Annotated in this window: 16 protein-coding genes; 6 read left to right on the plus strand and 10 right to left on the minus strand. The window is 56.6% G+C overall.

Annotated elements, in window-relative coordinates; translation table 11 throughout:
- The first annotated feature begins 7 nt into the window (after positions 1 to 7).
- Positions 8 to 1,228: a methyl-accepting chemotaxis protein gene (locus BKP64_RS11140; protein ID WP_070969870.1), complete on the plus strand. Its 1,221-nt coding sequence runs from the start codon at positions 8 to 10 to the stop codon at positions 1,226 to 1,228.
- Between the two features lie 48 nt (positions 1,229 to 1,276).
- Positions 1,277 to 3,772 (plus strand): efflux RND transporter permease subunit, encoded by a 2,496-nt coding sequence (locus BKP64_RS11145; RefSeq protein ID WP_070969873.1) that lies wholly within the window; start codon positions 1,277 to 1,279, stop codon positions 3,770 to 3,772.
- 98 nt (positions 3,773 to 3,870) lie between these two features.
- Here the strand turns inward: BKP64_RS11145 and BKP64_RS11150 are convergent, their stop codons facing one another.
- Positions 3,871 to 4,335 carry a Spy/CpxP family protein refolding chaperone gene (locus tag BKP64_RS11150; RefSeq protein WP_198402610.1) on the minus strand — a complete coding sequence of 155 codons (465 nt, stop codon included), beginning with the start codon at positions 4,333 to 4,335 and terminating at the stop codon, positions 3,871 to 3,873.
- A 243-nt stretch (positions 4,336 to 4,578) separates the two neighbouring features.
- Here BKP64_RS11150 and ylqF point away from each other — a divergent pair, with 243 nt between their 5' ends.
- The 3 genes from ylqF (at position 4,579) to fnr (ending at position 7,764) form a co-directional block, all read left to right on the plus strand.
- Positions 4,579 to 5,505 carry a ribosome biogenesis GTPase YlqF gene (gene ylqF / locus BKP64_RS11155; protein ID WP_070973652.1) on the plus strand — a complete coding sequence of 309 codons (927 nt, stop codon included), beginning with the start codon at positions 4,579 to 4,581 and terminating at the stop codon, positions 5,503 to 5,505.
- Between the two features lie 148 nt (positions 5,506 to 5,653).
- The gene (fabB, locus tag BKP64_RS11160; protein WP_083329209.1) at positions 5,654 to 6,862 is read left to right on the plus strand and encodes a beta-ketoacyl-ACP synthase I; all 1,209 of its coding nucleotides are present in this window, start codon (positions 5,654 to 5,656) and stop codon (positions 6,860 to 6,862) included.
- Positions 6,863 to 7,011: 149 nt separating this feature from the next.
- Positions 7,012 to 7,764 (plus strand): fumarate/nitrate reduction transcriptional regulator Fnr, encoded by a 753-nt coding sequence (fnr, locus tag BKP64_RS11165; protein ID WP_070969880.1) that lies wholly within the window; start codon positions 7,012 to 7,014, stop codon positions 7,762 to 7,764.
- 25 nt (positions 7,765 to 7,789) lie between these two features.
- On the opposite strand, the gene BKP64_RS11170 is transcribed toward fnr, so the two are convergent.
- Complete coding sequence (locus BKP64_RS11170) at positions 7,790 to 8,671, minus strand: SDR family oxidoreductase (protein ID WP_070969883.1); 882 nt, start codon at positions 8,669 to 8,671, stop codon at positions 7,790 to 7,792.
- 163 nt (positions 8,672 to 8,834) lie between these two features.
- Here BKP64_RS11170 and BKP64_RS11175 point away from each other — a divergent pair, with 163 nt between their 5' ends.
- The gene (locus BKP64_RS11175; protein ID WP_070969886.1) at positions 8,835 to 9,191 is read left to right on the plus strand and encodes a hypothetical protein; all 357 of its coding nucleotides are present in this window, start codon (positions 8,835 to 8,837) and stop codon (positions 9,189 to 9,191) included.
- Between the two features lie 20 nt (positions 9,192 to 9,211).
- Here the strand turns inward: BKP64_RS11175 and alr are convergent, their stop codons facing one another.
- From alr to rnr, 8 genes are all read right to left on the minus strand, one after another.
- Positions 9,212 to 10,288: an alanine racemase gene (gene alr, locus BKP64_RS11180; protein ID WP_070969889.1), complete on the minus strand. Its 1,077-nt coding sequence runs from the start codon at positions 10,286 to 10,288 to the stop codon at positions 9,212 to 9,214.
- On the minus strand, positions 10,288 to 11,694 hold the full coding sequence (gene dnaB, locus BKP64_RS11185; RefSeq protein ID WP_070969892.1) for a replicative DNA helicase: 1,407 nt from the start codon (positions 11,692 to 11,694) through the stop codon (positions 10,288 to 10,290). The genes alr and dnaB overlap by 1 nt, the downstream gene beginning before the upstream one ends.
- 180 nt (positions 11,695 to 11,874) lie before the next feature.
- Positions 11,875 to 12,321 carry a 50S ribosomal protein L9 gene (gene rplI, locus BKP64_RS11190; protein WP_070969895.1) on the minus strand — a complete coding sequence of 149 codons (447 nt, stop codon included), beginning with the start codon at positions 12,319 to 12,321 and terminating at the stop codon, positions 11,875 to 11,877.
- A 20-nt stretch (positions 12,322 to 12,341) separates the two neighbouring features.
- Positions 12,342 to 13,208, minus strand: a complete 867-nt coding sequence (locus BKP64_RS11195; protein WP_070969898.1) for a YybS family protein — start codon at positions 13,206 to 13,208, stop codon at positions 12,342 to 12,344.
- 26 nt (positions 13,209 to 13,234) lie between these two features.
- Positions 13,235 to 13,465 carry a 30S ribosomal protein S18 gene (rpsR, locus tag BKP64_RS11200; RefSeq protein WP_007154918.1) on the minus strand — a complete coding sequence of 77 codons (231 nt, stop codon included), beginning with the start codon at positions 13,463 to 13,465 and terminating at the stop codon, positions 13,235 to 13,237.
- Positions 13,466 to 13,490: 25 nt separating this feature from the next.
- Positions 13,491 to 13,919 carry a 30S ribosomal protein S6 gene (gene rpsF / locus BKP64_RS11205; protein WP_070969901.1) on the minus strand — a complete coding sequence of 143 codons (429 nt, stop codon included), beginning with the start codon at positions 13,917 to 13,919 and terminating at the stop codon, positions 13,491 to 13,493.
- A 245-nt stretch (positions 13,920 to 14,164) separates the two neighbouring features.
- Positions 14,165 to 14,902 (minus strand): 23S rRNA (guanosine(2251)-2'-O)-methyltransferase RlmB, encoded by a 738-nt coding sequence (rlmB, locus tag BKP64_RS11210; protein WP_070969904.1) that lies wholly within the window; start codon positions 14,900 to 14,902, stop codon positions 14,165 to 14,167.
- Between the two features lie 15 nt (positions 14,903 to 14,917).
- Entirely contained in the window at positions 14,918 to 17,479 is a 2,562-nt protein-coding gene (rnr, locus tag BKP64_RS11215; RefSeq protein WP_070969907.1) for a ribonuclease R, read from the minus strand.
- Positions 17,480 to 17,566: the final 87 nt, after the last annotated feature.

Below are 17,566 nucleotides of genomic sequence, written 5' to 3' on the forward strand. Positions count from 1 at the left end.
ACCCTATATGCTGACACTGTTGCGAAATGCCCGGCTGAAGTACAAATTCTGGTTGCTGAACATTGTCGTATTCGCAGTACTTTGTCTGCTGGTTCTCTATGCCATGCAGGTTCTCTCGGAAAAGACCGGCGATACATTCAGTACGGTATTTTCCGACACCGCCCCCGGATTTGCCTTGATGGTTGCCGTGCTGATGGCCCTGGAAATGGCTGGCTCCCAGCTTCTGATATCCTTCATCGAGAGGCACGTTAACCGCCTGAAGGACACCATGGTCTCGGTTCAGGCCTCAGGCAATCTCAGCCAACGCGCAGACGTAGATTCCACCGACGAGATCGGTGAGATGGCCAGCGCATTCAATGCCATGCAGGATCGTACCGTTGGCGTGGTCAGGAGCATGAAAATTGCTGTTGAGCGGTTGCACAGTGAAGTCCATGAGCTGACCTCGGCTGCAGAGGCTCGTCGGGATGATCTGGGCCGCCAACAGGCGGGAGCCGATCGCTCCGTCGAAGTGATCGAGAACATGCTGCAGAGCTTTACAGGCATTGCCGAACAGGCCGGTATCGCCAAAACCCTCTCCCACGAAGCCCGGGACGCCGCCGTAGCTGGTGGTGAACGGGTTGGCCAAAGCGCAGACAGCATTCGCAAACTGGCAGACGTTGTAAGCAGTTCAGCCCGCAGCGTGGAAGCCCTCGCTGAAAACAGCCACGAAATCAGCCATGCAGTGGCTGAGATCAAGGGCATTGCCGAACAGACCAACCTGCTCGCACTGAACGCCGCGATCGAAGCAGCCCGTGCCGGTGAGCAGGGCCGAGGCTTTGCCGTGGTCGCTGATGAAGTTCGTAATCTCGCCCAGCGGGTCCAGGACTCCACTGACCAGATTCAGAACACCATTGACCGTCTGCTGAATGCCATGGACACCGCCGTTCAGCAGATGACCGGTAGCTCCGAGGATGCGACCCGCTGCGTGGAGGAGTCTGAGGAAGGACGCCGGGCTCTTGAGGCCATTAATGAAGTGGTCACCCGCATCGACCAGACGAATCGCGAGATCGCCAACGTCTCCGCCGATCAGACCGCTGGCACCGACGACGCCCTGGCCAACGTCCAGGGCATCCGGGAGACGACCCAGAGCATGGTGACCCAGTTGGCCGAAAGCGCAGACATGGCTCAACGCCTGAAGCGCCTGATCGACTCCCTGGAAGAGGCCTCCTCAAAGGTCACAGTTCACTGAGGTTTGTGGCACACTCTGCACTCGTTTTTGTAGCAGAGTTTTTACCTCATGAATCGTTTCCGCACCCTGTATGATCGCCTGATTCTTCCCCATCCGATCATTGTTCTGTCCGTATTCGGCCTTCTACTGGCGCTCGCCGCCGTTAAATTCGGCCAGTTTCGGCTAGATGCCTCCGCTGAATCCCTGGTGCTGGAGAATGATCGTTCCCTGGAACAGTACCGACAGGTAAACCGTCGCTTTACGACCTCCGACGACTTCCTGGTAGTGACCTACTCACCGGGATGTGAACTATTCTCGAAACAGGGGCTCTCCCGATTGAGGAGCCTGCGTGATGAGCTACAGGGCCTTGAAGCCGTCGGTTCCACCAACAGCATCCTGAACGTGCCGCTGCTGCATAGCCCGGAGCTGACCCTGGATACCGTGGACAGCGAAATCAAGACGCTGGACGGCGATGACGTTTCCCCGGAAACCGCCCGTGAGGCGCTGCTCTCCAACCCGCTCTATCCCAACCTTCTGATCAGTGAAGATGCGGGCACGACCGCTATTCAGGTCAATCTGCCTACACCAGACCGCTACTTCGAGCTGCTGAGAGAACGCAACACTCTGCGGGACAAAGCCGAGGCAGGCAACGCGTCGGAAGCCGAACTCCAACAACTGGAGGCGGTGAAGGCATCGTTCATCCGCTACACCGAAACCCTCGGTGAAGATCGCGATGCCACCATTCGCCAGGTGCGAAGCATTCTTGACCAATACCGGGACCAGGCAGAGATCCATCTCGGCGGTGTTCCCATGATTGTAGCGGACATGATTCGCTTCATAGAGAACGACCTGTCCACGTTTGGGTTCGGCGTACTGGCCTTCCTGCTTCTGACGCTTGCAATAATCTTCCGCCAGTGGCGTTGGGTGTTAGTGCCGTTGTTATGCTGCAGCTTCACCGTGTGGCTAATGGTAGGTTTCCTGGGCTGGGCTCAATGGCCGGTGACGGTGATCTCCTCCAACTTCATTTCACTGCTCCTCATCATGACATTGTCGCTGACGATTCACCTGATCGTCCGCTATCGCGAATTCCAGTCTGATGAGCCAGAGGCCAGCTCCCGCGATATATTACTCCGCACGGTTATGGCCATGATCAAACCCTGCTTCTATATGGCCATCACCACCATCGTTGCGTTCGGCTCTCTTACGTTCAGCGGTATCCGCCCGGTGATCGACTTCGGCTGGATGATGACCCTTGGTCTGACGGCCGCTTTCCTGATCACCTTCATCATCTTCCCGGCTCTGCTCGCTCTATTACCTCCGCCGCTGGACAAGCGGGCAGACTCAGACCGGGTTCCGTTTACAGACGCATTCGCGCGTTTCACTGAGCGATTCGGTAAAACCGTGCTGGTGGGTTCGGCGGTGATTGGCGTGCTGTGCGCGGTTGGTGTGAACAAGCTGACGGTAGAGAACAGTTTCATCGACTACTTCAAATCCTCCACCGAAATCCATCAAGGGATGATCACCATAGACAACCGGCTGGGCGGCACCACCCCGTTGGACGTCGTCATTACCGATGAGCGGCCGCCTGAAAACAGCGCCACTGAAGGCGACCCGTTTGCCAGTAGCTGCGACCCCTTCGTAGAAGACTGCGGTGATGCCGAGGAGTACCGGGATACCTGGTACACCTACCAGAAAATGAACCGGTTGGAGAAAGTGCATCGCTACCTGGATAGCCTCCCGGAAACCGGCAAGGTACTGTCCATCAACACCACGCTGGATATCCTCGCCAAGGTCAATCAGGGCAAGCGCCTTGATGCTCTTGAGCTGGCGTTCGTACCTGCAGCAGTACCTGATGACTTAAAGGGTATCTTGCTTACTCCCTACATATCAGAAGAATATGACCAGGCCCGCTTCAGCATCCGCATCCTTGAAACCCAGCCGGAACTCCGACGCCAGGCCCTGCTCGACCGTATTCGCAAGCACCTGACCACAGAACTGGGCTACGATCAGGACCAGGTATTGTTTGCGGGCATGACGGTGATGTACAACAACATGCTGCAGAGCCTGTTCGATTCCCAGATCAAGACCATCGGGATGGTCTTCCTCTCAATCATGGCCATGTTCCTGCTGCTGTTCCGGTCCATCAAACTGGCCCTGATTGGTATCGCACCGAACCTCATCGCAGCAGGCTCTGTCCTCGGACTAATGGGCTGGCTCGGTATTCCTCTGGATATGATGACAATTACAGTCGCGGCGATTACGGTCGGCATAGCGGTTGATGATACGATCCACTATATCCATCGCTTCAAAACCGAATTTGAAAAGGATGGCAACTACCTGGCCACCATGCACCGTTGCCACCAAAGTATCGGCCAGGCCATGTTCTTCACCTCCCTGACAATCATCTCCGGGTTCTCGATACTGGTACTTTCGAACTTTATCCCGACCATCTACTTTGGGCTATTCACCGGATTCGCCATGTTCATGGCTCTGTTAGGGGCACTGACCCTGTTGCCCCGACTGATCATTCTGATACGGCCCTTTGGCCCCGGCAATGCCCTTTAGTGCCGGTTCACCTCCAGAATCCGAAGGCAATAAACACAAAAAAGGGCCACACCCGAAGGTGTGACCCTTTTCCAGGACAGCAAAGGGAGTGAGTTAGATCACTGTCCCTTTTGCTGTTGCTGCATCTGTTGCATCTGCTGCTGTTGCATCATCTGACGCTGTTGCTGCATCTGCTTCATGCGCTTGTCCAGGGTATCCCGCTGCTCCTGAGTAAATACCTTATCGACTTTGGCCTGCATCAGGGTCGAGAGAGCGGCAATTTCACCGGTCAGATCCCCCAGTTCTTCGGCATTTTCACGGATCGAGTCTTCATCAAAATCCGGCTTTATCTCTGCCTGCATCTGCTGCTGAAGAGCTCGGGCTTCCTGACGCAGTTCACCGATCTTGCCCTGCATCTCATCAATGATACCCCGGATCTCGGTTTGCTGGTTGTCGGACAGACCGACCATCTGTGCCAGCTGATCAACCTGGTCGGGCTGACCACCAGCGGCCTGTTGTGCCAGCGCCGGTGCAGACAGGCTGATTGCGACAAGAGCAGTACCAAAGAGCTTTGCGAGTTTCATAAACTTCTCCGTTAACAAGGTGGCACGTTCTGAAAAACCACCAAAGTGCATTGGTTTCAGGATTCAGGATGTACACCCTAAAACATCATGGCGTCGTTTTTCACCCCGATGGCCCTCCTTTTTGTACATACTTCTCAAGATCTCCACGCACAGCCCGCCACACAGGCGGATTTAAACAAATGTGAAAGTTTGGTCATTCCCCTTCATAATGGCCCCCGTTCAACGACCGGCGGAGTATACGAAATGGCAATTAACTGGTTTCCGGGGCACATGCATAAGGCCCGAAAGGAGATCAAAAAGGTAATGCCGCAAATGGACCTTATTATTGAGGTTCTGGATGCGCGTATCCCTTTCAGCAGCGAAAATCCGCTGGTACCGGCACTGCGGGGCGACACACCGCTGATCAGGGTGCTCAACAAGCGGGATCTGGCAGACCCGAAAGTAACCGAGCAGTGGCAGGCATGGCTGGAAAAGGAGCGAGGAGTGCGAACTATGACACTCACTCACAACCAACGCAGTGAAGCGTTGGGCATCCTGAAGCTGGCCGAGGAAATGACCCCCGACCACGATCGCCAGAGAAGCGCCCTTCGCGTCATGATTCTGGGCATTCCGAACGTAGGCAAATCCACGATCATCAACACTCTGGCGGGGCGCCCGGCCGCAAAAACCGGCAATGAGCCGGCGGTTACCAAGGCGCAGCAGGCCATCAAGCTGCCGAACAACATCCTGCTGTATGACACCCCCGGTTTTCTCTGGCCAAAACTGTCACCGGAAGCCTGTGGCTATCGCCTGGCAGTCACCGGCGCCATTCGCAGTTCGGTCCTGGACTTTGAGGATATTGCGATGTTCGAGGCCGAATACCTGCTGCACGCTTACCCCGAGCTGGTGAAGGCCCGTTACGGGTTCGACGAGTTACCAAAGGACGGGTTAGGGCTAATGGATGGCATTGCCGCCAAACGTCGTTTCTTTGGCCGGGGAGGCATCCCGGATCTGCACAAGGTTTCGGAAGTCCTCCTCAATGAATTCAGGGCGGGAACCCTTGGCCGTATTTCCCTGGAAACACCGGCGATGGTGGAGCAGGAAACAAGGGAAGCAGCCATAGCGGAAGCAGAGAAAACCGCCCGGGAGGAAGCCAAAGCAAACAAAAAGAGTCGCAAACGCAATCCCTGAATTGGGGTCTTACATTTTCTGGCAGCGCTGAACTCCCTCCCCGTACCAAGGTCAAATATCGCATGGCGCCCAAAGAGCATAGACTGTGTAGTAACGTTATTGATCGCCGGGCTCTGCCAATTCAGGCGGAGCCGGAAAGGAGGAATGTATGAGACGCGTTGTCGTCACTGGAATGGGCATTGTTTCCTGCCTCGGAAACTCTCTGGAAGAGGTACTGGATAGCCTGAAGAATGGCAAATCCGGCATCCGTTTTAACGAGACCTATAAAGAAAAAGGGTTTCGCAGCCAGGTTTCCGGCTCGCCGGACGTGGACACCTCGGTCATTGACCGCAAGGTCCGCCGGTTCATGGGTCCCTCAGCGATGTACAGCTACCTGTCCATGCAGCAGGCCATTGCCCAGGCCGGCCTGACGGAAGAGCTGATTTCCAACGACCGCACCGGTCTGATTGCAGGCTCAGGAGGCGCCTCGTGCTCCAGCCAGGTTGAGGCTACCGACATCATGCGCGAGAAAGGCGTCAAGCGCATCGGGCCTTACATGGTTCCTCGCATCATGACCAGTACCGTGTCAGCGTGCCTGGCAACGGCTTACAAGATCCGCGGAGTGAACTACTCCATGTCTTCGGCCTGCGCGACCAGCGCCCACTGTATCGGCCACGCCATGGAGCAAATCCAGTCCGGCAAACAGGACATTGTTTTTGCCGGTGGCGGGGAAGAGGAGGATTGGAGCCTGACCATGATGTTTGATGCCATGGGCGCCCTCTCCACCAAATACAACGATGCCCCGGAAACGGCTTCCCGCCCGTTTGACAGCGGCCGCGACGGTTTCGTTATTGCCGGCGGCGGCGGGATGGTGGTGCTCGAAGAGCTGGAACACGCCAGAAAGCGTGGCGCGAACATCATTGCAGAGCTGACGGGCTACGGTGCCACGTCTGACGGCTATGACATGGTCGCACCCTCGGGCGAAGGTGCCCAGCGATGCATGAATCAAGCAATGGCCACTATCCGCGGCAAGGTGCAGTACATCAACGCACACGGCACCAGCACACCGGTAGGCGACGTTGCGGAAATGGGCGCGGTCCGAAACACGTTCGGCACCGACATTCCGGCCATTTCTTCCACCAAATCCCTGTCCGGACATTCTCTGGGGGCAGCGGGCGTGCATGAAGCGATCTATTCCCTGCTGATGCTTCAGAACGACTTTATTGCCGGCACAGCCAACCTGAAAGAGGTGGACGACAAGATCAGCAACCTGCCCCTGATCGGCCCTGAGGCGCAAGAAGCGAGTCTGAACACGGTCATGTCCAACAGTTTCGGCTTCGGCGGCACGAACGCGTCTCTGGTATTCGAAACACTCTGAATCTGTGTGACCGCTGGCGTGTCCTTACGGCCAACTCCGCCAGCGGTTGACGGATATCCCGCCATCTTTCGGCCACGACTGTTGGCAAATACCCTCATCCGTATTAAGGTACGACTTTGACATGGATCAATTTGGACGGTTCATCAGCTATGGCCCAAGCAATCCGACTTCGTCAGGCGTCCTCCCCACTCAAGGCCTCATGCCACACCTGCAGCCTGAGCAACCTTTGCCTGCCGCTCGCCGTTGAAGAAAATGACCTCGAAAGACTGGAAGACATCGTCCAGCAGGGGCGGATATTCAATCGCGGAGAGCACATTTTCGATCAGAGCACGCCTTTTCGTTCCTGTTTTGCCGTGCGCAGCGGCTCAATCAAAACATCGATCATTACAGAAAACGGGGAAGAGCAGGTAACCGGCTTTTTCATGCCGGGAGAGCTTGTTGGCCTGGATAGCATGAGCAGCGAGAACTACGCCTGTACAGCCAAAGCGCTTGAGCGGACCAGCGTGTGTGAGTTCCCGATTGAAAAGCTGGAAGAACTGACTGGCAAACTGCCGGAGCTCCAGCACCATATGTATCACCTGATGAGTCAGGAGATCCAGAACAGCCATCAGCTGGCCATGCTACTCAGCAAGAACACTGCGGAGGAGCGCATTGCAGCCTTGCTACTTTCGCTATCAAGCCGCTTCCAGCGCCGCAGGATGTCCGGTACCAATTTCAGCCTGCCGATGGCCCGAAACGACATTGCCAATTTCCTTGGCCTGGCCGTCGAGACCGTGAGCCGGGTCTTTACCCGCTTCCAGAATCAGGGAGTCATCAAGGCCCGGGGCCGCGAAGTCGAGCTGCTCGATGTGGAAGCCCTGCAGATGGTGAGCCGGGAATTCTCCCGCCAGGGCGGCCAGTAAGTACCGTGTAATGCCGGCCGATAGCCTATTCGGCTGGCACCTTTGCCAGACCTTCCTCTCCGTTCCGTTGCTTTATCATTGACAGCTCGTCTGCCAGCCCCGACCGCCAGGGAAGTTGCTTGATGCCAAAGGTATTCCGGATCTTGGTGCAAATGAGCGTGGTATTCAGTGGCTCCAGATTGCCCCACTCGGGCACCTCATCAACAACACGAATACCTTCGGGAATACCGGGCAGCCCGGCAATCGCCAGCCCCAGCTCGTACAAATTGATTTCCTCGGCACCCGCGTATTGATAGGTGCCCCAGACTTCGGCGCCACAATCAATTTGCTGAATGACCGCAGTCATAACACGCGCCAGATCACGGGCTGCAACCGGTTGGCCCCGGCAACGGCCCGGCAACGACAGAGTCTCATCCGCTGCGGTGCTGGCCTTAACCTTGCGGATAAACCGAGCCAGACTCCAGCCGGTACGAAGAATGATATGGCGTGGCAGCAGCGTCCTGAGTGCCTGCTCACACTCCCACTGCCAGTTGCCCAGCTCATTGAATGGCTGCCCCGGGTTAGAGGTGATATAACCACTATGCTTGCGTCCATCAAAAACATAGCAGGAGGAGAGCTGAAGTAGCGCCATCCCACGGTCACGGGCAAACTCTGCCATTGCCACCGGCAGCGAAAAAGCCGCCTTGTGAACGCCCTCAGGGTCTTTCTGGGCGACTTCCGGATCCACTAGCCAAAGTGCGTTGACGATAAGATCGGTATCGTCGGGAATCCAGTTTTCCAGGGCGTTGAGATCGGCACTGGCAGGATCGCTGACCAACAAGGGGCTGACCTGCAGAGGCGTCTCGCGCAGGCGCTCCAGCAGAATTTTCCCAAGCGGTCCGTAATCGTGAACTACAAGCACATGCACGAGGATTCAATGCCTCCACAATATCACTGATGTGACGGAATTCCGGGACCGGTCAGGCCAATGGCTTTAAGCGCCCGGTCCATACAATAAGAGTCAGCCTGAATTGCCAGCTCCCCTATCTCTTTACTATCGCTTTCAAGAGCATACAACAACAGGAACCGACATGTTGAAACAACATAGCCATATAGTAGCGCCGATTCCGGACGAACTGCGTACCCGCGCACTCTACACAGTGGGCGAGCTCCGCGACCGCGGCAAAGCCGACAAGGAGGCAGTCGAAAAGCTCTTCAGCCTTATCGTGGATATGACCGATGAGGGCCTCGACTTCTTTTTCCTTGAGCCCCTGCGCCGGCTGGACGCCAGCAGCATGATGATGGGCATGGCCAGAGTGGGCATCGGCAGTATGCTCAAAGGCAGCAAGATGGTCGTTCACAAGGTCCTGAAGAAACTGGACGATCGCAGCCTGGCTGCCATCCTCGATTTCATTGAAGAAATCATCCACGAGCCGGAAACCAACTGACCAGGCTCTGGTTCATGCTGCTAACGGTATTCCCTCGGCACCCGGGCGGTAATGCCGGTCAGCAGTTCGTAGGAAATTGTCCCTGCACAGGTTGCCACTTCGTCTACGCCCACTTCCCGGCCCCAGAGTTCGACCGGGTCGCCTTCCTTTGCATCAGGTGCATTACTCAGATCCACCGCCAGCATGTCCATTGAGACCCGGCCAATCAAACGGATTCGCTGGCCCTTCACGGCCGCCGGCGTATTCGTACCAGCATGGCGTGGATAACCATCACCATAGCCGATGGCCACCATCCCCATACGAGTATCCCGATCCGCCACCCAGTTGGCACCGTAACCTACTGATTCACCAGCGTGCACCGTCCGCGTCGTGATAAGCGGCGCCTCCAGTGACATAACCGGCTTCAGTCCAAGCTGCGGACCAGTCTTGTCCAACAGTGGCGACCCGCCATAAAGCATGACACCCGGACGACTCCAGTCGAAAAGGGGCTGCCCGGGAATGAAATGCGCAGCGGAATTGCCAACACTTCTCAGAAGTTCCGGCCAGGGTGCCGTGGCCTGCTCGAAACACAGTGTCTGCCGGGCAGTCATGGGGCTATCCACATCATCCGCACAGGCGAAGTGGGTCATAAAACCCTGCAAACCCGAGCGAGCCCCTTTGGCTTTCAGGGCGGCCATCACATCGATCAGCTCATCCGGAAGGAATCCGAGCCGATTCATCCCGCTGTTAACCTTGAGCCAGAAATCCGGGTGGCCACCCGTCGGATTAAGCCAGCCCAGTTGGTGATGCCCGTGAAGAACGGGTTCAAAACCGTGCTGCCTGCACACATCGAGGTCTTCTTCAGCATGCACGCCTTGCAACATCACCACTGGCTGCCGTAACCCGGCCTCCCGAATCGCCAGAGCCTCTTCCAGACAAGCTACCGCATATCTGGGCACTTCCTCCGCCAGAGCAAGGGCGACCTGGGTAATGCCATGACCATAACCGTCGGCTTTCACCACCGCCATGGCATGGGCAGAACCTGCGCGATTGCAGGCCAGACGGTAGTTATGGCGCAAGGCATCCAGATCAATACGGGCAACGGTACTGCGAGGCATCAGTAGTCCCCGCCATAGTCGCCATAATCCCCATGCGCCAGATCTTCAAACTTGGTGTATTTGCCAATGAACGCCAGACGTATCGTCCCGATAGGGCCATTACGCTGCTTACCGATAATAATTTCAGCGATGCCTTTGTCCGGAGTGTCTTCGTTATAGACCTCGTCCCGGTAGACGAACATGATCACGTCAGCATCCTGCTCAATCGCGCCGGATTCTCGCAGGTCCGAGTTAACCGGGCGTTTGTTGGGTCGCTGCTCAAGGCTCCGGTTCAACTGCGACAAAGCGACCACCGGGCAGCTCAGCTCCTTGGCAATGCCTTTCAGGGACCGGGAGATCTCGGAAATTTCCGCAGTCCGGCCCTCGGTATTACCGGGCACCCGCATCAGCTGGAGATAATCGACCATAATCAGACCGATCTTGCCGCCGTTTTCCCGGGCGATCCGGCGCGCCCGCGAACGCAACTCGGTCGGGCTTAGACCCGGCGTGTCATCGATATACAGCGGTTTATCCTTGAGCAGGCTGACTGCAGAGGTCAGGCGCGGCCAGTCGTCTTCCTCGAGCTTACCACCCCGGACCTTGGTCTGGTCGATACGACCCAGAGAAGACAACATACGCATGGCCAGCGCATCTGCGGGCATCTCCATACTGAATACCAGTACCGGTGTACCGGTACTGATCAGGGCGTTCTCGACAATGTTCATGGCAAAGGTCGTCTTACCCATGGAAGGGCGACCCGCCACAATGATCAAATCGGAAGGCTGCATACCGGACGTTCTCTCATCCAGATCCCTGAAACCAGTGGTCAGACCGGTGGTCTGCTCCCCGGACTCAAACAGCTCTTCGATACGGCTCAGGGTCTTGGTCAGAATCGGATTGATGGCCTGGGGCCCGGAGCCTTCTTTTACGCGGGATTCGGCAATCTGGAAGACGTTGCGCTCGGCTTCGTCGAGAATCTCATTACTGTTGCGCCCAAGGGGATTAAAGGCTGAATCAGAAATCTTGCCAGACACTTCCACCAGCTGTCGCAAGATGGAACGCTCACGAACGATGTTTGCGTATGCCTTGATATTCGCAGCACCGGGAGTTTTTTCCGCCAGCTCCGCCAGATAGGACAAACCACCGGCATCCTCAATATCACCTGCCCGCTCCAGGAATTCAGCCAATGTGACCACGTCCAGCGGTTCACTTTCGCTGGCAAGACGTTCAGCAGCACCAAAAATCAGCCTGTGGTCCTGCCGATAAAAATCGACTGCGGAAATGACTTCGGAAATCTCATCGAACCTGCGGTTGTCCAGCATAAGACCACCCAGCACCGCCTGCTCCGCTTCCACGGAATGGGGCGGCACTTTGATGCGACTGGTTTCGAGGTCGGAACTCGCAGGTTTCAGATTGGGCTTGGCCATAACTACGTCTTCAGCTGGATACCACGGACCACACAGTTTACGGGGAACGCTTCAGGATTGGGAGAGGCTCGGTGCGTAACAAGAACACCAGAAAGCAACGGGCCCGAAACCGTCGCCGGCTCGGGCCCGTTCAATCAAGCCTGGCCGGGTAACCCCGGCTCGGCAAAACGTCGCAACAGATTACTCTGCAACAACCGCCAGCTTGATTGTCACTTCCACGTCGGAGTGCAGCTGCAGTTCAATGTCGTACTCGCCAGTCACGCGTAGCGGACCTTCAGGCAGACGAACTTCGCTCTTCTCGACTTCAGTGCCACCAGCTGTGATCGCATCAGCAATATCACGAACACCGATAGAACCGAACAGCTTGCCTTCCTCACCAGCTTTGGAGCTGATGGTGAAAGAAGCGCCTTCCAGAGCCTCGGCACGAGACTGGGCAGTAGCCAGTTTCTCGGCAGCGGCCTTCTCCAGCTCTGCGCGGCGCTCTTCGAACGCCTTCAGGTTTGCAACCGTGGCAGGTACAGCCTTGCCGTAAGGAAGCAGGAAATTACGACCGTAACCGGCCTTAACTTTTACCTTGTCGCCCAGGGAGCCAAGGTTTGCAACTTTTTCGAGCAGAATAACTTCCATCTCGTTAACCTCTTCGTGCTTTATTCAGCCGGCCCGGCAGGTTTAATTCGCCTCCGGATATCCAGCCAGCTATCCACAAAAGCCAGAAACACTAACAGAATCATCAGACTTGGCCCCAACAGTACCAGTGCAATGTAGAACAGCACCAGCCACTGCCCGTTCAGCTTTCTGCGACCCACAATGCCATGAACCAGGGCCAGGCCCGCAAGGAGCAGCGGTGTACCCGCCACCCATGCCAGCAACATGGAGTTCAGCCCAAGTACCGGACCGATCACCATGGTGACCGCACACACCACCGCAATGGCGGGTGACAGCCTCAGTGCGTGAAATTCCTTGCGGAATCCGCCGGGGTTATAGAGCCCCGACTGCCACGCCCTCGCCAGCATTGTCATGCCAATACCAGTAGCCAGGTAGGTCCCCGCCATACTGGCATTCATGGTTTCCCTGATGACCCGCTCGAGATCTTCCCCGAGGCTCCGGGCCACGTCGGCATTGTACTGTTCGTAAAAGCTGACCCCGGCCTGGACCAGATCGTCCAGCAGTCCGGGATACGCCACCGGCAACATCAGTCCCGTGACAATCGCCAGAAAGCTCCCTCCGAGAAGGGCCCTTTCCCAGGACAGCGTCACTCTGAGCACAGACGCCATGAGCATTACCTGAAGCAATACGGCAAGAGCGGTCGGGTCAGGCCCGTACCAACTCCAGCCAATTGCCGGAAGTAATGCCCAGAGGCCAATATTGAGCCCCTGACGGATGCCGAGCCTGAGAATAACCAGGCCGACAACGGCTGCGCCAATCCAGAACAGCAAAGGTACAGCAGTTGTTACTGCTGCGACTCCGCCGGCCTGAAGGGGACCGCGCATTACATACTGTGCAAGTGCACGCATGGTCCCAAGTCCTGTTTATCTGTTACTTAGTTATCGTGGCTGTCCGAGTACGGCAGCAGTGCCAGGTAGCGGGCGCGCTTGATAGCGGTAGCCAGCTGACGCTGATAACGTGCTTTGGTGCCGGTGATGCGGCTGGGCACGATTTTGCCGGTTTCAGTGATGTAGCCTTTCAAGGTGTCAAGATCCTTGTAATCGATCTCTTTAACACCTTCTGCCGTGAAGCGGCAGAACTTACGACGTCTGAAAAAACGAGCCATAACTTAACTCCTCAACTCCGGTTAATTACTCTTCTTCGTCCTGAGTTTCAGCTTTCTGACGGTCGTTTGGACGGTCATCAGATTCAGCTGAACGGCGCGGACGGTCATCTCCACCAGAACGACGGTCCTCACGGGACTCGGCGGCTTTCATCGGAGACAGATCGGTAACAGCTTCATCGCGACGCAAAATCAGGTCACGAATGATGGCATCATTGAACCGGAAGTTGTGAGTCAGCTCGTCCATCGCGGCCTGTGAACATTCAATGTTCATCAGCACGTAGTGAGCCTTGTGAATCTTGTTAATCGGGTAAGCCAGGTGACGACGGCCCCAATCTTCCAGGCGATGTACCTGACCGCCATCTTCAGTGATGACGCTGGTATAACGCTCGATCATCGCGGGCACCTGCTCGCTCTGATCCGGGTGTACCATAAATACGACTTCGTAGTGACGCATGAGTTCTCCCTACGGTTTATACAGCTTTCTTTTGATGACAGGGCGAACGCCCCATACCACCAAACGTGAAAGCAAGGAGGTGACAGCCGAAACTGCCGGTTTCTTTTTTGCTTTATCAATAAGGCTTTGCAAGAAAAGGCTTGATCAAAAGCGAGGTGTTGCACGGCCATTGTTCAGGCAATACAAAACCATCCCTTCAAAAAGGGGTGACGTATTCTAGGCGGCTGAGGCATTCTGTGCAAGGGTTAACCAAGGCGTTGACGTAGAGCCTCGTATAGGCAAACACCCGTAGCCACAGACACATTGAGGCTGTCGACATGCCCCAGCATGGGAATGTTGATGAGCTGATCGCAATGTTCACGGGTCAGGCGACGCATACCCTTGCCTTCAGCCCCCATCACGAGAGCAACGCCCCCCTTGAAATCCGCCTGGTAAAGCGTTGCGCTGGCCTCACCGGCCGTTCCGATCAACCACACTCCCTGGTCCTGTAGAGTACGAAGAAAGCGGGCAAGGTTTGTCACCTGCACAAACGGTACCGTTTCCGCCGCACCACACGCCACCTTGCGAGCTACCGGGGTCAAAGAGGCAGACTTGTCTTTCGGAACGATAACAGCCTGAACACCCACAGCATCGGCTGTGCGCATACAGGCCCCGAGATTGTGAGGATCGGTCACGCCATCAAGCACCAGCAGGAATGGCGGCTTGTCACTGCTGGCGAGCTGCGCCAGCAAATCATCCTCACTCCACCCCCGGCTTTCGCTGACCGCCGCCACGATACCTTGATGCACCCCGGCAACCCGTTCGTCGAGCTCCTTGCGATGAACTACCTTCCAGCGAACACCCAGGTTATCAAGGGCACCCGTGATGGACTTTACCCGCTTATCCTGCCGACCGGTCTGAATCCAGACCTGCTGCAACCTTTCCGGCTCACGCTTGAGAACCGCCTCAACCGCGTGCCAGCCAAATACAAATTCTCCGGACACTGATTCAGCTTCCTGTTACTTGCGGGATTTTCGGTTCTTGCCGGCTCCGGCGTCCTTACCGGGCTTCTTGTCCTTTTTAAGGGCAAGTTTCGCAGCCTGGGCGACCAGTTCGTCTCTGGCGGAAAGCGGCTCATTAGCATCGCTGGCCGGCTTGCCGGACTTTGCCGGCGCGGCCGAGTCGGGCTTTTTCCGGGGCCGCTTGGCGCCGGCCGGCGCGCTCCGTTTACGATCGGACTTCTCCCGTGTTCCAGGCTTACCTTTGTTGCTTCCGCGCTTACCTTTCCCCCGGTCGTCGGCTTTTTTAGGCACTGCCAGCGCGTCGCGGTCAGCCTGACGATGCACAGGCTCACTGATCAGTTCCAGATCGATCTTGCGATCCTCCATGCCGACCCGGACGACCTTGACCCGAACCTCATCCCCCAACCGGAAGCTCATGGCTGTGTGCTCGCCAATCAGGCGGTGCTTGGCGGCGTCATGGTGGAAGTAGTCCCCACTCAGGGTGGAGACATGGACCAGCCCCTCAATGTAAACACCGGACAGCTCAACAAAGAAACCAAAGGGAACAACCGCGGCAATCACACCGTCGTAGTCTTCCCCGACGTGATCACGCAGGTATTCACACTTGAGCCAGGCCATGACGTCACGGGTTGCGTCATCCGCCCTTCGCTCAGCCATGGATGTATGCTCGCCCAAACGCTCCATCCGCGGCAGGTCGTAAGGGTATTCCGCCAGATTGGAGTCGGTCTTCGGCGGAGTCACAACATCCTTCGATGCCTGTTCGCCGTGAATCACGGACTTGACCGCCCGGTGGGCGATCAGATCAGGATAGCGACGGATCGGTGAGGTGAAATGCGCATAACCGGCAAACCCGAGACCGAAGTGACCACCCTCCTCCGGGCTATACACCGCCTGACTGAGCGAGCGCAGCATGACCGTCTGGATAACATTGGCATCGGAGCGATCGGCGATCTCAGACAGCAACGCCTGATAGTCGGCCGACGTGGGGCTGTCGCCACCACCCAACTGCAACCCCAGCTCTCCCAAAAACAACCTGACGGCATTCAGGCGCTCTTCGGACGGGCCATCATGCACCCGGTAAAGTGCCGGCAACTTGTGCTTCTTGAGGAACCTGGCAGTGGCCACGTTCGCGCACAACATACACTCTTCGATAATCTTGTGGGCTTCGTTCCGGGTTACCGGAACGATCTCTTCGATCTTTCGGTCAGCATCGAAAACAATTTTCGTTTCCGTGGTCTCGAAGTCGATCGCACCACGCTCGGTCCGCGCCTTTCGCAGCAGCTGATAAAGGCCATAAAGATTGTGCAGCTGTGGGAGCACATGGGCGTATTGCTCGGACAGACGATAACCCGATTCCGAATCCGGGTGCTCCAGCATGTCGCTCACCTTGTTATAGGTTAGCCGTGCGTGGCTGTACATAACCGCCTGATAGAAGCTGTAGCCGCTGATATTACCCGCCGCACTGATGGTCAAGTCGGCCACCATGCACAAGCGGTCAACGCCGGGGTTCAGCGAACAGAGGCCGTTTGAAAGCTTTTCCGGCAACATCGGAACCACGTGGTCCGGGAAGTACACTGATGTACTCCGGTTCACCGCCTCTTCGTCGAGCGGCGTACCCGGACGAACATAATGGGACACATCCGCGATCGCAACCAGCAAACGATAGCCCCCGCGGGGCCTCGGCTCACAATAAACCGCATCGTCAAAGTCGCGGGCGGTTTCATCGTCAATCGTAACCAGCCGGAGATTACGGATATCAACCCGGTTTTCCTTGTCTTTTTCAGTGACCTGTTCCGGGATTTCTGCAACCTGCTCCCCCACCGCCGGTGGCCAGCTGTGAGGAATGTCGTAGGAGCGAATCGCGACGTCGATTTCCATACCCGGCGCCATGTGCTCGCCCAGAACCTCGACAATTTTCCCCAGAGGCTGGGTGCGAACGCTTGGCTGGCGGACGATGTCCACCACAACATATTGCCCATGACGGGCTTCGCCGCAATTCTCCTGAGGAATCAGGATCTCATGGTTGATCCTGGCGTTCTCCGGGACAACGAAGCTGATGCCACTCTCCTGGAAAAAGCGACCGACTGTCTGGCTGGTCCGGTATTCAAGTACTTCGACAATCACACCTTCACGGCGCCCACGATCGTCGACACGGTCAACCCGGGCAGCGACGCGGTCACCATGGAATACCTGGCGCATCTGGCGAGCGGTCAGAAAGAGATCGGACCCGCCGTCATCCGGCACCAGAAAGCCAAAACCGTCCTTGTGACCAATCACACGCCCGGTTACCAGGTCCGCTTCTTCAATAGGAAGGTAAGCGCCCCGGCGGTTACAAATCAGTTGACCGTCCCGGCACATGGCAATCAAGCGGCGACGCAGCGCCTCAATACCTTCCGGTGAATCCTGCCCAAGCTCGGCGCAAAGCGTCTCGTGGGTCGCAGGCGCACCTCGCTCCTTCAGGTGAGCGATAATGAATTCACGGCTTTGTATGGGGTTGTCGTACTTCTGGGCTTCCCGACCGGCGTGCGGGTCCCTTTCATCTTTTTTGCTGGAAACCATTCGGATCCTTGTTCTGCTTCAGTACCAACACGGTACCTAGATTAATTCGTTTGTCTTGCAGTATAACGTTGTGTTGGCGCAGCTGCC

The organism is Marinobacter salinus, assembly GCF_001854125.1.
Classification (GTDB): Bacteria; Pseudomonadota; Gammaproteobacteria; order Pseudomonadales; family Oleiphilaceae; genus Marinobacter; species Marinobacter salinus.

Bases quoted from the DNA above. Each gene is read 5' to 3' on its own strand.
- BKP64_RS11140 (WP_070969870.1), top strand. From the start codon at position 8: ATGCTGACACTGTTGCGAAATGCCCGGCTGAAGTACAAATTCTGGTTG.
- BKP64_RS11145 (WP_070969873.1), top strand. From the start codon at position 1,277: ATGAATCGTTTCCGCACCCTGTATGATCGCCTGATTCTTCCCCATCCG.
- BKP64_RS11150 (WP_198402610.1), bottom strand. From the start codon at position 4,335: ATGAAACTCGCAAAGCTCTTTGGTACTGCTCTTGTCGCAATCAGCCTG.
- ylqF (WP_070973652.1), top strand. From the start codon at position 4,579: ATGGCAATTAACTGGTTTCCGGGGCACATGCATAAGGCCCGAAAGGAG.
- fabB (WP_083329209.1), top strand. From the start codon at position 5,654: ATGAGACGCGTTGTCGTCACTGGAATGGGCATTGTTTCCTGCCTCGGA.
- fnr (WP_070969880.1), top strand. From the start codon at position 7,012: ATGGCCCAAGCAATCCGACTTCGTCAGGCGTCCTCCCCACTCAAGGCC.
- BKP64_RS11175 (WP_070969886.1), top strand. From the start codon at position 8,835: ATGTTGAAACAACATAGCCATATAGTAGCGCCGATTCCGGACGAACTG.
- alr (WP_070969889.1), bottom strand. From the start codon at position 10,288: ATGCCTCGCAGTACCGTTGCCCGTATTGATCTGGATGCCTTGCGCCAT.
- dnaB (WP_070969892.1), bottom strand. From the start codon at position 11,694: ATGGCCAAGCCCAATCTGAAACCTGCGAGTTCCGACCTCGAAACCAGT.
- rplI (WP_070969895.1), bottom strand. From the start codon at position 12,321: ATGGAAGTTATTCTGCTCGAAAAAGTTGCAAACCTTGGCTCCCTGGGC.
- BKP64_RS11195 (WP_070969898.1), bottom strand. From the start codon at position 13,208: ATGCGTGCACTTGCACAGTATGTAATGCGCGGTCCCCTTCAGGCCGGC.
- rpsR (WP_007154918.1), bottom strand. From the start codon at position 13,465: ATGGCTCGTTTTTTCAGACGTCGTAAGTTCTGCCGCTTCACGGCAGAA.
- rpsF (WP_070969901.1), bottom strand. From the start codon at position 13,919: ATGCGTCACTACGAAGTCGTATTTATGGTACACCCGGATCAGAGCGAG.
- rnr (WP_070969907.1), bottom strand. From the start codon at position 17,479: ATGGTTTCCAGCAAAAAAGATGAAAGGGACCCGCACGCCGGTCGGGAA.